Annotated in this window: 2 protein-coding genes; both read right to left on the reverse strand. The window is 41.5% G+C overall.

Annotation, left to right across the window (positions count from 1 at the left end; genetic code table 11):
* Positions 1-10,043: Calx-beta domain-containing protein (locus NF867_RS04715; protein WP_252586446.1), on the reverse strand; the 10,043-nt coding region annotated here is incomplete at its 3' end.
* Between the two features lie 505 nt (positions 10,044-10,548).
* A complete protein-coding gene (locus NF867_RS04720; RefSeq protein ID WP_252586447.1) occupies positions 10,549-17,157 on the reverse strand; it encodes a Calx-beta domain-containing protein in 6,609 nt (2,202 codons plus the stop codon).
* Positions 17,158-17,318 lie beyond the last annotated feature (161 nt).

Raw genomic sequence — 17,318 nt, forward strand, 5'->3', positions numbered from 1 at the left:
ACTGTTGGTGTAGCTGGAGTTAATGGCTGAGCGTTAATCGTAACAGCAGTAGCCGAAGAAATACAGCCCTGCGCATTACGAACAGTTAAATTATAGGTTGCTGAGGTTAATCCTGCAAATAAAGTCGAACCCTGATAGTTAGTACCATCAATCGAATATTCCAGGCCTGCTCCCAGTGGCGAGGCTACTGTGATCGAACCGCTTGCTACCGTACAGGTCGGTTGAACGGTCGACGCTGTTGGCGTAGCTGGAGTTAGCGGCTGAGCATTGATCGTAACCGCGGTGACCGAAGAAATACAGCCTTGCGCGTTGCGGACAGTTAAATTATAGGTTGCTGAGGTTAATCCTGCAAATAATGTGGAGGCTTGATAATTTGTACCATCAATCGAATATTCCAATCCTGCCCCTAGTGGCGAAGTCACTGTAATTGTTCCTATTGCAACGGTACAAGTCGGTTGAACGATGGTCGCTGTTGGTGTTGCAGGCGTTAATGGCTGAGCATTGATCGTAACCGAGGTCGCTATTGACACGCAACCTTGTGCGTTGCGGACAGTCAGGCTATAGGTATTTGATGAGAGGCCTGTAAATGAAGTTGAGCTTTGATAGTTTGTGCCATCAATCGAATATTCCAGTCCTGCTCCCAGTGGTGAAGTCACTGTAATTGTTCCTGTTGCAACGGCACAAGTCGGTTGAACGGTGGTCGCTGTTGGTGTAGCTTGAGTTAATGGCTGAGCATTGATCGTAATGGCAGTAGCCGAAGAAATACAGCCCTGAGCATTACGAACCGTCAGGTTATAGGTATTGGTTGCAAGGCCGGTAAATAAAGTTGAAGCCTGATAGTTAGTACCATCAATCGAATATTCAAGGCTTGCTCCCAGTGGCGAAGTCACTGTGATCGAGCCTGTTCCTACTGTACAAGTCGGTTGAACGGTTGAAGCAGTTGGCGTAGCTGGAGTTAATGGCTGGGCGTTGATCGTAATGGCAGTAGCCGAAGAAATACAGCCCTGCGCATTACGAACCGTCAGGTTATAGGTATTGGTTGCAAGGCCGGTAAATAAAGTCGAAGCTTGATAGTTGGTTCCATCAATCGAATATTCCAGGCTTGCTCCCAGTGGCGAGGCTACTGTGATCGAGCCTGTCCCTACCGTACAAGTCGGTTGAATGGTCGACGCTGTTGGTGTAGCTGGAGTTAATGGCTGAGCATTAATCGTAACCGCGGTGACCGAAGAAATACAGCCCTGCGCATTACGAACCGTCAGGCTATAGGTATTTGATGAGAGACCTGTAAATGAAGTTGAGCTTTGATAGTTTGTGCCATCAATCGAATATTCCAGTCCTGCTCCCAGTGGCGCTGTCACAGTGATCGAGCCGCTTGCTACCGTACAGGTTGGTTGAACGGTCGAGGCAGTTGGTGTGGCAGGAGTTAATGGCTGAGCATTGATCGTAATGGCAGTAGCCGAAGAAATACAGCCCTGAGCATTACGAACAGTCAGGTTATAAGTATTGGTTGCAAGACCCGTAAATAAAGTTGATGCTTGATAATTTGTGCCATCAATCGAGTATTCCAATCCTGCCCCTAGTGGCGCTGTCACTGTGATCGAGCCTGTTCCTAGAGTACAGGTCGGTTGAACGGTCGACGAAGTTGGTGTTGCAGGAGTTAATGGCTGAGCATTGATCGTAATGGCGGTAGCCGAAGAAACACAGCCTTGTGCATTGCGAACAGTTAAATTGTAGGTTGCTGAGGTTAATCCTGCAAATAAAGTCGAACCCTGATAGTTGGTACCATCAATTGAGTATTCCAGGCCTGCTCCCAGTGGAGAGGCTACTGTGATCGAACCGGTGGCTACCGTACAAGTCGGTTGAACGGTCGACGCTGTTGGTGTAGCAGGAGTTAATGGCTGGGCATTAATCGTAACTACGGTCGCAGTTGAAATACAACCTTGAGCGTTACGAACAATCAGGCTATAAGTAGCTGAAGTAAGACCGGCAAAGGTGGTCGATGCCTGGTAGTTGGTGCCATCAATCGAGTATTCAAGGCCTGCTCCCAGTGGCGAGGCTACTGTGATCGAACCGCTTGCTACTGTACAAGTCGGTTGAACGGTCGAGGCAGTTGGTGTAGCTGGCGTTAGCGGCTGAGCATTGATCGTAACAGCAGTGGCCGAAGAAATACAGCCTTGTGCGTTGCGAACGGTTAAATTATAGGTTGCCGAGGTTAATCCTGCAAATAAAGTCGAACCCTGATAGTTGGTACCATCAATCGAGTATTCCAGGCCTGCTCCCAGTGGCGAGGCTACTATGATCGAGCCGCTTGCTACCGTACAGGTTGGTTGAACGGTTGAAGCTGTTGGTGTGGCAGGAGTTAATGGCTGGGCATTGATCGTAACGGCAGTAGCCGAAGAAATACAGCCCTGAGCATTACGAACAGTTAAATTGTAGGTTGCAGAGGTTAATCCTGCAAATAAAGTCGAACCCTGATAGTTAGTACCATCAATCGAGTATTCCAAACCTGCTCCCAGTGGCGAAGTCACTGTGATCGAGCCGCTTGCTACCGTACAAGTCGGTTGAACAGTCGAGGCTGCTGGTGTAGCTGGAGTTAATGGCTGGGCGTTAATCGTAACAGAAGTAGCCGAAGAAATACAGCCCTGAGCGTTGCGGACAGTCAGATTATAGGTTGCTGAGGTTAAACCTGCAAATAAAGTCGAAGCCTGATAGTTAGTACCATCAATCGAATATTCCAGTCCTGCTCCCAGTGGCGAAGTCACCGTGATCGAGCCGCTTGCTACCGTACATGTCGGTTGAACGGTCGAAGCAGTTGGTGTTGCAGGCGATGAGTTAATAGTTACAGGAGTTGCAGCAGAAATTGCCGAACAGCCATTGGCATCAGTTATTGAAACGGTATAATTACCTGGTGTACTTACTGTAATACTTTGAGTAGTAGCTCCATTCGACCATAAATAAGAACTGGCAAAATTAGCCGTAAGTGTTACACTTCCTCCCAAACAAAACGAAGTTGGACCACCAGCAGTAATAGTTGCAGTTGGACTAGGATTCATTGTTACAGCTGTTGCAACTGAGGTAGCCGAACAACCGTTAACATCTGTTACTGTAACACTATAATTACCCGATGTACTTACTGTAATACTTTGAGTAGTAGCTCCATTCGACCAATTATATGAATTACCTGCAGATGCTGTTAAAATCACACTTCCACCATTACAAAAAGTGGTAGGACCATTAGGCGTAATAGTTGGAGTGACAGGAGTATTAACAATAACATTTGCATTAGAAGAAGTGCCCGAACAACCATTGGAATCTGTAACTGTTACTGAATAACTGCCGGATGCTGCAACCGTAATACTTCGAGTTGTAGCTCCATTCGACCATAAATAAGAACTTCCTGCTGTGGCCGTAAGGGTCACACTTCCTCCCAAACAAAAAGTAGTAGAACCACTAGCTGAAATAGTTACAATTGGTGGACTATTTACCGTTACAGCTGTGGCGGATGAAGTTGCCGAGCACCCATTTCCGTCAGTAATGGAAACTGTATAATTTCCCGAAGTTGAAACATTGATACTTTGGGTGGTCATACCATTCGACCATAGGTAAGCAAAACCCGCAGGTGCAGTAAGAGTTACACTTCCCCCTAAACAGAATGAAGTCGGTCCGCTAGCGGTTATAGTTGCAACAGGAAGTGGATTTACCGTTACATCAATAGGAGTTGATGTTGCAGTACATCCGTTATTATCAGTCACTGTAACTGAATAAGTTCCACTTGCGTTAACAGTAATGCTTTGACTTGTTGCATTATTTGACCATAAATACGAGGCACCGGCTGAAGCAGTAAGGGTTACTGTTCCTCCCTGACAAAAACTGGTAGGTCCATTTGCACTTATTGTAGCTGTTGGAGCTACAGGTTCATTAATTTGAACACTGGCAGTAGCAATACATCCATTTATATCAGTTACAGTTAAGCTATAGGTTCCGGCTGGTAGACTATTTAAATCTTCAGAAGAAGACACGAAGCTATTTGGGCCTGTCCATGCGTAATTGAAGGGACCTAAACCTGAAACTGTAATATTAATTGCTCCATTATTTCCACCGTTACAGGTAACGTCGTTTTTATTATTAAGAGTAATTGCAGGTCCATTCTGGTCTGTTAAAGGAATCGATGTTGAAACTTTACAACCCTTGGCATCAGTCACCTCCAACGTATAAATTCCGGAAATTTTACCGCTAATATCTTCTGATGTTTCTGAGCTTGACCATAAATAAGCATATGGAGCAGCACCACCCGTTACCGTAACATTTATTGAACCATTAGAATTTCCGCAAGCAGGATCAACTTTTGTAAAAGTTACCTGAGGAAGTGAATTAACAGTTACAGCTATTGATGCTGATGCCGTACAGCCTGACGCGTCAGTGACTGTAACAGAATAGGTATTCGATGTATTAACCGTGATCGACTGTGTCGATTCTCCAGTTGACCAGCTGTATGAGGATCCGGCAGAAGCAGTTAATGTCACCGCATCTCCCTGACATAATGAGGTACTTCCACTTGGGGTAATGGCAGCAGTAAAGGGGGCTGGCTGCCCAACCGTTGTAAGATAAACTGGACTTAAACAGCCGTTTGCATCTCTGACAACAATATTATAGTTCCCTGCCAAAAGATTATTAAACAAACTTGATGCTTGAAAAGTCGTTCCACCGTCTTTACTATACTGATAAGTTCCAGTACCTCCCGCAACATTATTAACTGTAATAGCGCCGGTAGCTTGTCCGGCACAAATTGCATCTGAAGGTGTAGTTACAGCTGCTATTGCGGCTGGTTGAGTAAGTGTTTCGACGAAAATCTGACTGGTACAATTATTTGCGTCCCTTAATACAACCTGATGCGTTCCAGCTGATAACCCTGTAAGTGTAGATGATAATTGAAACGCACCTCCATCAACACTATAACGAATTACTCCTGTACCTCCTGTGGCACCAACCACCTGGATACTTCCGTTTGTGGCACCAAAACAGCTGGGATTTGTGAGATTGAATTGGGTTACAGCAAAAGCTGCTGGTTGTGTAACCGTAATTATATCTGTTACCTGACAAGCGTTTGCATCAAAAACAGTAATAGCATGACCTCCGGGAGCCTGATTCGTGAAAGTAGGACTTGCCTGCGCTAAAGATCCGTCGACTGAATAAGTATAAGGTGCAGTTCCTCCTGAGGCTGTTACTGTGATCGATCCATTGCTCGAACCATTACATGTAGCACCGGTTTGCGCCAATGAAATTCCCAACGCAGCTGGTTGACTAATAACACGGTTACTTAATGTAGTGCTACATCCTAGTCCATCGGTAACCACTACCTGATAAGTTCCGGCAGTTAAAGCGACTTGATCTTTGTCAGTACTAAATATTCCACTCCCGTTACTCCATTGATAAGTATATCCGCCGTTTCCTCCTGATACAGATAGGATTATTGAACCGTTATTTCCACCATTGCAGGTAACATTTGTAGAGCTCTGTACAGTTACTGTTAATGCAGCTGGCTGAGTAATGGTAATATTATTCTGAACGATGGTACAATTCGCGGCATCAAGAGCTGTTACTGTATAGGTTCCGGCAGCAAGGCCATTGAACACTCCGGATGACTGGTAGGGCCCTCCAACTGAATACTGATATGGCGGGGTTCCCCCTCCTGCCATTGCGGTGATAGTTCCTGAGTTATTTCCATTACAGGTAAGATCACTTTCCGACACATTCAGGGTAAGATTAGGAATATCCTGAATAGTACAAGTAGCAATGGATACTCCGAGTGTGGCATTTGTTGGATTGCTTAGTGTAACCGTAAAATCCTCATTCGGCTCATCTGTTAAATCAGTTGGAAGAATATTCACCGAAAATGTCCTGCTCGTTTGTCCAGGATTAAAGGTGAGCGAACCAGAGGCCGCAGTGAAGTCTGAGCCGGCAACAGCTGTACCGCTAACTGTAGCATAGTTTAGGGTGACTGTTTGAGCACTCGGATTATTTAGCTGAACGGTAAAGGTTGCTGTTGTATTGGCACAGTTCCCCTCATTAACCACAAGTGCATTAGGAACAAAACTAGCAGCTGGGGTTGGGTCATTATCTACTATTGTTTCGGTTCCCACACCCAAACCTGCAATAATGCTGGCACCCGCTGATGGGTTGGAAAGAGTTATTGTAAAGTTTTCGGATGCTTCGGTTATATTATCATCTAGTATAGCTACTGTGATATCTTTTGATGATTCATTTGCAGCAAAACTTAATGTTCCTGTGGCAGGAGATGCTGTAAAATCCGTTCCTAAAGCAGCGGTTCCACTTGCTACTAGGTAATCAACGCTTGCAATGGTATTACTGGTTTTAAACACCTTGTAAGTAACTGTTCCGGCATTTTCATTTACTGTTTTGCTTTCAATATAAAACTGGGTTGCATCATCATCAGCAATGGTTACTGTTGCCGTTGTATTACCAATGGTTGCCCCAATTGCACCGCTAAGATTCACTGTAAATGTTTCGGCTGGTTCAACCAAAACGTCGTTAATGATTGGAATGGAAATAGTTTTGGTGGTTTCGTTGGCTAGAAAAGTAACCGAATTCGATGCTGAAGTATAATCTCCTGGAGCAGTCGCCGACCCATTTGAGGTTGAATAATTTACAGTAGAACTAAAATCAGAAGTACCTGTTTTTGTTAAAGTAAGGGATACACTACCAGCGTTTTCATTAACCACAACATCCTGAATAGTGATTACAGGTAAAATATCATCATTAATTATCGTTCCTGTACCAGTACTTTTAGCTCCCAATGTTGCGTACTGCGGGAACTGCAACACAAGAGAAAAATTCTCATCGTTCTCGTATTTAGTATCACCAACAATGTTAACGTTTACAGTTACTGATGTTTGATTTGGAAGGATTGTTAATGTATTTGATCCAATGCCAACAAAATCAGGATCAAGGGTAGTGGCTGAACCAATTACAGTAAAATAATTAACGGTGGCATTTAGCGTGGTATTTCCTGTTTTTGTAACTGTAAAGCTAAGTGTTTTGGTTCCTGCGTTACCTTCGGTGGTTGATACGTCATTGATTGTTAACACCGGCGCCGGGTCAACATCAACGATATTTACCTGCGTACCTATTCCAATTTGGGCATTACTACTCACAGAAGTTATATCAGCTATAACCGTTTCATCAAAGAACTTAAAAGTGTTATCAGGCAATGCCGCTATTGTAATAAATGTATCACTTTCAGTTAAACCAGCAGGAATAGTTAAAGTTATGGGCGTAGGTACTGTGGTATAATCTGCACCATTTACTGCCGTTCCACCTAATGTAACTTGAATTGTTATATCAGAAGCTGATACAACATCCGAGTTAGGCAGCCTGGCCCTTATTCTAGCAGTAGTAGGTTGTGTATGAGCACCAGGCTCTCTTAAATAGGTAAAATCAGTAACCAGACTTACTGTTGGAACCTCATCATCTTCAATAATATTACCAGTTGCAACATTATTGGGGCCAGCACTTACCACGTAATCGGTTCCACTCCGAAGTGTAACAATTACTGTTTCGGGCGAAGGAAACTCACTTATATTGTCGCCATATACCGGCACCAAAATAGTTCCGGTTATTTGTCCCGATTCTATTAAAACTTGGGTAGTTGTATTATCATAGTCAAATGAACTATTACTACCGCCTGTAGCAGTACCAGAAAAGGAGTAGTTAAGTTGAATATCGGTAGCACTAGGACGGTTGTTTTCTATAGTATAGGTATACTGTAAATACTTCACTTCACCCGCAGAACCTTCAACAATTGATGGCGCATCAGAAATACGAATTATTGGAAGAGGCGTTTTATCAACAATCTCAATAGTTAAGCTATTACCCGTCCCGTTTTCAGTTGCCCCTCCCCCTTTAACGCTTACAAGATCTACATCAACTGTTTCATTTACCACGCCTTCATAATAACTGTCGTTTATAGCAGCAACGGTTATAGTAGCTGATAATGCCCCTGCCGGAATAGTAACAGTTTGACTAGTTACGGTATAATCATCACCAATTACAGCAGTCCCATTGATGCCTATCGCCAAATCAACTGTTACCGGTTCATAAGTTTGGGTGCTTAATGAAACTGTTACTGTAGACTGGGTTGGCGCTCCGGTTTCATTAATTACCAGATTATTGGCAGATATGCTAACCGTTGGGGATGTTTGAATATCATTGATGGCTAAAATTGCTCCTGCTCCCGCTGTGGCGTTGATTACAGAAGTGATGGAAGCTATAAGCGTTTCAGCCAAAGCACCCTCATAGGTATTGTCATTTACTGCAGAAACCGTGTAACTGTTACTGACAGTTGAACCTGCAGGAATGGTAAAGGTGAGCGTTCCGGCAGTAAGCGTATAATCGGTTCCTCTAATAGCAGTACCTGCAATATTTCCAGTAGCAACGGTAACGGTTACCGGCACTGGTAATACGTCAGGCATACGCGCATAAAGGGTGGTACTGCCACCTTCGTTGATAGTGGAGGCAGCAAATTCCAATGAAACCGCATTATCATCATTTTGAATAACCCCTAAGGCTGTATTGGTTCCTGTTACTACTCCTGCCTGAGGAGTTATTTGCACCGAAAAGCCTTCCGAAGGCTCTATATCAGAATCCTTATTAACAGGAATAGTAATTATTACTGATGATTGATTAGCTGGAATAGTAGCTGAAACATTTGTAAGAAATCCTGATGGAAAATCAGCCGCATCCGCCGGACTTGCACCATTTGGAGAAACAGTATATGTAAAATCAATAGGCTGATCGATGGGTGTGTCTCCATCTCTCTTTACAACAAAAGTAAAATCAGTAGTACCTGCACCTGTTCCTTCTGCTTTTGTTGCCGATTGAGCCAAAATGCTTATCTGCGCATCATCATTTAAAATAGTTAGTGTATGAACTTTGTTATTACCTAAAATTGCCGATGAATTAAGAGGCGTACCAAGTGTAAAAACGACGGTTTCATTCAGTTCTATAAGGTTATCATTGGTAATAATCAGGGTGATATCCTTTGTGCGTTGTCCATTGGTACCTGCAAACGGATTATTCCCGTTAAAAACTAAAGGGGTAGCATTGCTTGTAATTTGATAATCGAAGTTTGCTGCTGGCGATTGTAAAGCAGTTCCGCTTAAGGTATAAGGAACAGTAACCGTACGCTCGGTGGTGTTTCCGGTAAGCTTTACTCTCACATTTACAGCTGTGCCTACACCTTCGATATAGGAAGAGGAAATAAACTCAAAACCTACTTTTGGTCCGCCATCATTATCAACTATTTGAGCGGTTCCTATTCTTGCGGCTCCAGCTGCTAATGAAGCTCCAGTTGTAACGGAGTTTAGGGTTATGATAATTGATTCGTTGTTTTCGTCTCGCCTATCATTAAAAACAATTACGGGTATGGTAGCCGAGGTATTTCCTGCCGGAATTACGATTGAAGTTATACTATTATTATAATCAACCCCGGGAGCTACAGCCGTTCCTCCAAAAGCAGTTCCACTATAGGAAAATGAAAGTACCAGATCAACCGAACTGGGGTTACTAAGCACTATCGGGAAATTGATAGTTCCATTTGCTTCGGTATAATTTGCAGGATTAGTTATTGATATTACAGGAGCTGCATCATTGTCTGTAATTTGACCTGTGGCTGAATTTCCAGGGGCTGCTGCAATGGTTGCAGGTCCACTCAAAACACTTGTAAGATTTACCTGGACCAATTCATTAGGCTCGTCAATCACATCCCCTTTAACAGGTACCGTGATGGTGGCTGATAAGCTGTTGGCGGGTATGGTTACAGTGGTTGCGGAATTTACAAAATCAGTGCTTGGAGTGGCGGTGCTGCCCGTAAAATCATAACTAACAACTACATCAACCGGACTAATGGCATTTAAACTTACAGTAAAGGAAAGTGAGGTTGGTGTTCCGGTATTGCCTTCATTTACAGGTGCGGAATTGCTAATACTTACAGTTTGAGCATTGGCAATTGTAGATATAAATAGCATTAAAAATAAAAGCAAATAAAAGCTAAAGCAATTAGAAAATTGCCAACGGTAAGCAGCCTTTACAGCAAAAGTTGAGAGCGTAAACTTTTTGACCATAAAATAATACCCAGTGGTAAATGCAACAAATAAAAGCCACTGGATTAAAAACAAAAACCAGTTGCTGATATTCGCACATTTGTTACAAAAACGGTTCCTTTACCCTATTTTCAACATAACCACCCCTATTATTTTATTAAAATCCAACATTAATTGCGAGAAACTTGCATTATCTCCTTAATTAATAAAACCAGCGACAATCAACTTATTTTTAACGTTATACTTATCGTTTACAATTGTATACATAATAGAAACCTTATGTATTATTTAAAAGTAGCGAACTAAAGAAGCACGATCTATTGATACATTTTCAAGCATCATTTTTATCTAATAATAAAATGCATTAAAAACAAAAAAGGATTACTCCTTTTTAGTTAAGAGTAATCCCTTTTTTTGTATTGATTTGGTGTTACCTGTTTAAGTTCCTGATTAAGGTAATATACCCTTTCTTCACCTCCACTTTACCGTCTTTATCTTTAGTTTTTAGCAGATAGAAATAAGTTCCATCTGAGCAACCTTGACCGTCCCAATCATTTTTGTAATTGGTTGATCTAAATATTTGAGATCCATACCGATTGACAACCGTCAAGTCATTTTCTGAATTTTCAACCCCTTCAATTTTAAAAAGGTCGTTCACTCCATCACCGTTCGGGGTAAATACATTTGATATACGTGCTGAAGTTCGAGCGAATCCACTTCCTGCATCATCATCATAAATTGTTCCTGTAGCTTCGTTATCACCTATTAATACATTCGTTGGATTGCTGATCGTAACTTTAAAGGTTTCATCAGCTTCATCAACCACATCTCCTGTAATTTTAATATTCACGTACTGATAGGTAGTGTAAGGTGAAAAAGTAAGGGTTCCGGTGGCGGCTGTATAATCTGAACCAGCAGTAGCCGTCCCGTTTGAGGTAGCAAAATCAACTGTAATGGTTTGGTCGCTCCACTGATTCAACCATACGCCAAAATACATGTCTGTTTCACCCGAGTTGCCTTCATATACATAAGTATCATAGACGGAGATTATTGGAGTATTATCATCATCAGTAATTAAACCAGAGCCTTCACCATCACCAATATTAGCATTAACCGGATTGCTTAATGCAAATTTCAAATACTCATTAGGCTCAAATACAACATCAGGATTTACATGTACCTCAACATACTGACCAGTGATTCCATCAAACGTTAACGTTCCGTTCACTGCTGTATAATCCTCGGAAGTTGCGGTAAGATCCTGGGTGGTATAATCAACGGTAACTACCTTGTCGGTAGTACTATTCAAATAAACATAGAAGTAAAGAATTGGATCACCCGAATCACCCTCTGTTACAAATGGATCTGTTACATAGAGATACGGCATTTGATCATTATCTGTAATCTGTACATATCCATCACCATCAGCAATGGTGGCATTCCCAGGTGAGCTTAACAGTACCCTAAAATATTCAACAGGCTCAAATGTATTATCGCCAACAATATTTACATCAAAAGTTTGAAAGCTATTTCCGGGATCAAAAGTTAAAATACCTGAAGCGGCTGTAAAATCGGTACCGGCAGTTGCCGATCCTGCTACGGTAGTATAGCTAACTGTTACGGATTGATCCGCGTTAGGAGGAGACAAATAAACACCAACTGTTGCTGTCTTATCATTTCCTGAATCTCCTTCAGTAATTGCTACATCGTTAACATAAATTAGTGCAGGTGTGTCGTCATTAGAAATGGTAACGAGAGCTGATGGATCCCATATTACTGCATTGGTAGCAGAACTAATTACCACCCTGAGTTGCTCATCAATTTCAAAAGTATTATCGCCATTTACCGTTATATCAATTTGTTTAAAAAACTCATCAGCGGCAAAAGTAAATGATCCCGATGATGCAACGTAGTCGCTGCCCGATGTTGCAGTAACATTTTGCAAAGCATAGTTAACAGTAACTGCATTATTATTACCACTCCTTGCTAATGAAACATAAACAGTTAACGTTTTTGTTCCGCTATCGCCTTCGTAATCTGAAGTTCCAGCTACAGTTAAATAATTGTAATCGTAAGCAGAGCCATTTATCTGACCATACCCATCCTGATCATAAATTAAATAACCTGAAGAAGGAGAACTCAATCGCATTGTAAAGTATTCATACGGCTCATCAACCCCATCAGCAATTGTAGGTACTTCAATCATTTTAAAATATTCACCTGCATTAAAAGTTACGGTTCCACTGGTTGCCGTATAGTCGTCAGGAGCCACTGCATTTTGGTTAATTGTTGCATAGTTTACCGTTGCTGTACCTGTTGAAACTGAACGATAAACATAAAATACTTCATTTTGTCCTTCGTCAGCAGTGGCACTGGTAACATAAAAATAAGGAGGAGCATCATCGTCATATATGATTCCAATACCAAATGCATCACGCAAACTTCCGTTCACAGGGTTGCTTAATTGAAGCTTAAAGACCTCATCAGACTCAAGGGTATTATCTCCATTTACAGTAATATCTACTTGTTTATAAAGTTCACCCGGGTTAAAAGTTAACGTTCCGTTAGCTGCCACATAGTCTGAACCTGATGATGCATTTCCATTAGCGGTGGCATAATCAACTGAATTGGTCTGATCAGAATAATCACTTTGATAAACATAAAAAGTGGCGGTGGTGGTAGTGCCATCATTTCCTTCAGGATTCGCTACAGCATCGGTTGAATAAAACTGTATCGGTGCATCATCGTCATAGATCGTCACTATTGCTTCCCCATCGGTGATTAGTGCATTTTGAATATTGGAAATCACTAACCTGAAGAATTCATCTCCCTCAAAGTTATTGTCGCCATTACAAACTATATCTATGGCTTTAAAATATTCGTTTGTGTTAAAGGTTAAACTTCCACTTTGAGTTACATAATCTTCTCCAGCCTTTGCAGTTCCGTCGGCTAAGGTATAATCGAGTGTAACCGGTTTAGAAGGATTGTCTGAAAGGTATATGTAGAATGTTTTGGTGGAAGTTCCTTCGTCTTCTTCCGGACTAAAATAACCATCGTATACAAAAGCAAATATGGCGTTATCATCGTTGTAAATAATAAAGTTACCTACCCCATCTTCCAGGGTCGCATTTGTAGGGTTGGTTAAATTTATTCTGAACTGCTCATTACCCTCAAAATCAGTATCACCATTAACAGCTACTGTAAAAGTTTTATAAGTTTCGCCTGGATTAAAGGTCAGGGTTCCTGAAGCGGCCACATAATCCTCGCCTGCGATAGCGGTCACATCTTCGGTAGCAAAATCAACCGTTACGGTTTCTGATGGATTTTTATTCAGGTAAACATAGAAAGTAACATCATTTGAGCCGGTGTTTCCTTCATAAACATAGGTATCGTATATACGGACTGCCGGGATACTTTGGTCGTCATCGACAATTGTACAATAAGCGTTTTCTGTGCCTATTTGGGCATTGGTTGAAGGGTTTAACAACTGAAGATAAAAACCATGGTTGCCTTCTACATCAACATCCCCTTTCACTTTTACGGTAACTGTTTTTGAAGTTTCGCCTGCTGCAAAAGTCAGGGTTCCGTTTACTGCCGTATAGTCCTCTGGATCAGTTGCAGAGTTTTCAACTGTTTGATAGTCTACTGTAATTGAACTGGCTCCAGCCTTATCTAGGGTTACGGTAAATACAGCATCAACAGTCCCTGAATTTCCCTCATTTACTTCGATGGCTTTCATGCTAAGTGATGGAAGAGGTTCATCATCGTTCAATATATTTCCGAACCCTTGTCCGTCAGCTATTGTAGCACCACTACTAACATTAGTTAAATTCACCAAAAATGATTCGTTAGATTCGTTAGTTGCATCACCCTTTACAACTACCGTAATAGTTTTGGTAGTTTCTCCTGCGGCAAAAGTCAACGTTCCATTACCCGATGTGTAATCAGATGGCGAAACGGCGCCTTCATCCTGAGTTGCCCAATCAACTGTAACGGTTTCGGCGGCCTCTTTATCCATCTTTACGGTAAACACAGCATTAACAGTTCCCGAATTACCTTCGGTTACTTCAACATTGTCAATTGATAAAGCAGGTAGCGTTTCGTCGTCGTTAGTGATTGTTACAGTACCCTGACTGTCGCCGATAACTGCACCACCAGTTGGGCCGGTTAAATTCACCAGAAATCCCTCATTACCTTCAACGGTCACATCACCATTTATGGTCAAATCAATGGTTTTAGAGGTTTCTCCAGCGGCAAAAGTGAGCGTTCCGTTTCCCGAAGCATAATCAGCTGGTGAAACTGCTCCGTTATCTTGCGTTGCCCACTTAACCGTTACGGCTTCAGCTGCAACTTTATTCATAGTAACTGTTAGCGTAGCAGTTGAAGTACCAGAATTACCTTCGGTCACAGATACATCGTCAATGCTTAGTGAAGGAGGAGCTTCATCGTCATTAGTAATTGTACCCGCACCCTGACCGTCTGAAATAGTTGCTCCAGCACTTACATTACTTAAGTTCACATGGAAGACCTCATCACTTTCAACAGTAACATCGCCATTTACTTCTATCGTAATTGTTTTTGAAGTTTCGCCTGCTGCAAATGACAGAGTTCCATTACCTGAAGTATAATCGGATGGTGAAATAGCGCTATTATCTTGGGTTGCCCAATCAACTGTTATAGTTCCTTCTGCAGCTTTATCCATTTTTACGGTAAATTCGGCATTCACAGTACCAGCATTACCCTCGGCTACTATTACATTATTAATTGTTAATGCAGGCAGGGTTTCATCATCATTACTTATTTGGCCAATTCCTTGCCCGTCAGCAATAGTTGCACCACTGGTAGCATTACTCAAATTCACCAGAAACGACTCATTTCCTTCTACTGTTTCATCTCCGTTTACTACAACAGTTACTGTTTTTGATGTTTCGCCTGCAGCAAAAGTGAGCGTTCCACTGCCTGAAGTATAATCAGATGGAGAAATTGCTCCATTATCCTGCGTTGCCCAGTCAACAGTTATTGTTCCTTCGGCTGCTTTGCTTAATGAAATGGTAAATATTGCATCAACGGTACCTGAATTACCTTCGGTTACAGTTACATCATCAATCCTAAAGGCCGGAAGGGTTACATCATCGGTGGTAATAGTTCCAACTCCTTGGTCGTCAGCAATTGTGGCACCTCCGGTTGCGTTACTTAAGTTTACAAGAAATGTTTCATCATTTTCAACGGTTTCATCTCCTTTTATAGTTACTGTAATGGTCTTAGAGATTTCACCTGTTGCAAAAGTAAGGGTTCCATTACCTGTGGTATAATCGACCGGTGAAACTGCAGTATTATCCTGTGTTGCCCAGTTGACAGTAACAGTTCCGGAGGCTGCCTTATCCAAAGTGACAGTAAAAACAGCGTCGACTGTACCCTGATTTCCTTCAGTTACAGTTACATTACTGATTGATATGGCAGAAGGAGCTTCATCATTGTCTACAATAGTCCCAACCCCTTGATCATTCGTAAAAGTTGCATTTGAAATATTTGAAAGATTGACAAAAAATGTTTCGTCAACTTCATCTTCTGTATCATCAAGAATGGCAATATCAATAGTTTTAGACATTTCGCCCGGAGCAAATGTTAATGTACCAGAACCACCTGTGTAATCACTTCCGTCGGTGGCAGAGCTATTGGCAGTTGCATAATCAACTGTTACCACATCTGTTGCCGAAGCTTTATTAAGAGCAACAGTAAATGATGCCGTTCCATCGGCTTCGTTAACAATAACATTGTTGATAGACATTGTCGGAAGCTCAACCGTCTTGTCATTGTCTATAATGGTTCCAACTCCCTGATCATTAGTTAATGTTGCATTGGATACATTGGAAAGATGGACAAAAAATGTTTCATCCGCCTCTTCTTCTGTATCCTCCAATATAGCTATATCAATAGTTTTAGACGTTTCACCTGGAGCAAATGTTAATGTACCCGAACCACCGGTATAATCACTTCCATCTTTAGCCGAGCTATTGGCAGTTGCATAATCAACTGTTATCGCTTCGGTTGATGCTTTATTTAGAGCAACAGTAAAAGATGCTGTTCCATCGCCCTCATTAACAGCGGAATTATTAATGGAAATAGCAGGAAGTCCACCCTCAGAATCATCATTTAAAATAGTAATCTGAAAAACATCATCTTTTAAAATCAGTCCATCTGGGTTTGAAAGTTTTACAAAAAAAGTTTCATCTGGTTCTAATTTGGTATCACCATAAACAGGAATCTCTATTTTAAATTTTGATTGTCCAGCAGGAATAATAAGAGTTCCTTTTGTCTCAATATAGTCCTCTCCAGCAGTAGCAGTCCCGTCGTAGGTAGAATAATCAAATCGAGTTTCCTTTTGGCTGCAATCTTTGAAAGCAAAGAAATACTCATAGTTTGTAACACCTTCATTTTTTTCAAAAACCCGTTTATCTTCACCTTTCAATGTTGGGAAAGGATCGTTATCAATGATTGTTCCTGTGGCCTTATCATCACATAAAGTTGCATTCTTAGGGTTCTTCAGGTAAACATAAAAGTATTCATCTTCTTCATCGTTAAAGTCACCTTTTAACGATATTGTTATATTTTTTGACTCTTCACCAGGAGCAAATGTCAACTTTCCCGAAGCTGCTTTATAATCATCCGTTGATCCGGCTGTGCCATTGCGGGTATAGTATTCTACAGTAATTTCCTCTTTGCAAGGGGCATCCAAAATCACTTTAAAATCAGTAGTAGAATATCCGGTATTTGCTTCCTTACAAGAAGAATTCTGAATTTTTATACACGGTGGGCTACTTTGGGTACTAATTATTGTTAAACCCTTTTGGGGCTTAACGGTTTGATTTCCATCATAATCATCTGCTGAACTAAAGACAAACAGAAGAAAGAACAATGAAAACAATCGAGTGGTAAAGTGGAAATTATTTGTACCCAAAAAGATTTCTAACACTTTTGTTAATGAATGAGTCAATCCCTTGAATTGTTCATTCATGGAAACATTGGTAGAGTCTTTCATAAACCTACAATTAGCAAAAACGACTTATTGAATTAATTAACCGTCGGTAAAAGCGTTATGAAAAGTATTTTTATGAATGTGTTTTGAATTCCTATGACGGGAGAACATTGGTATGAAGGAAACTTTGCTTGGTTTTTGTGAGTAATTCGAAGGATTAAAAT

The organism is Solitalea agri (genome assembly GCF_023914155.1).
GTDB lineage: Bacteria > Bacteroidota > Bacteroidia > Sphingobacteriales > Sphingobacteriaceae > Solitalea > Solitalea agri.

What these genes read in the sequence shown, in the direction of transcription:
- NF867_RS04720 (WP_252586447.1), bottom strand. Translation starts at nt 17,157, where the DNA reads ATGAAAGACTCTACCAATGTTTCCATGAATGAACAATTCAAGGGATTG.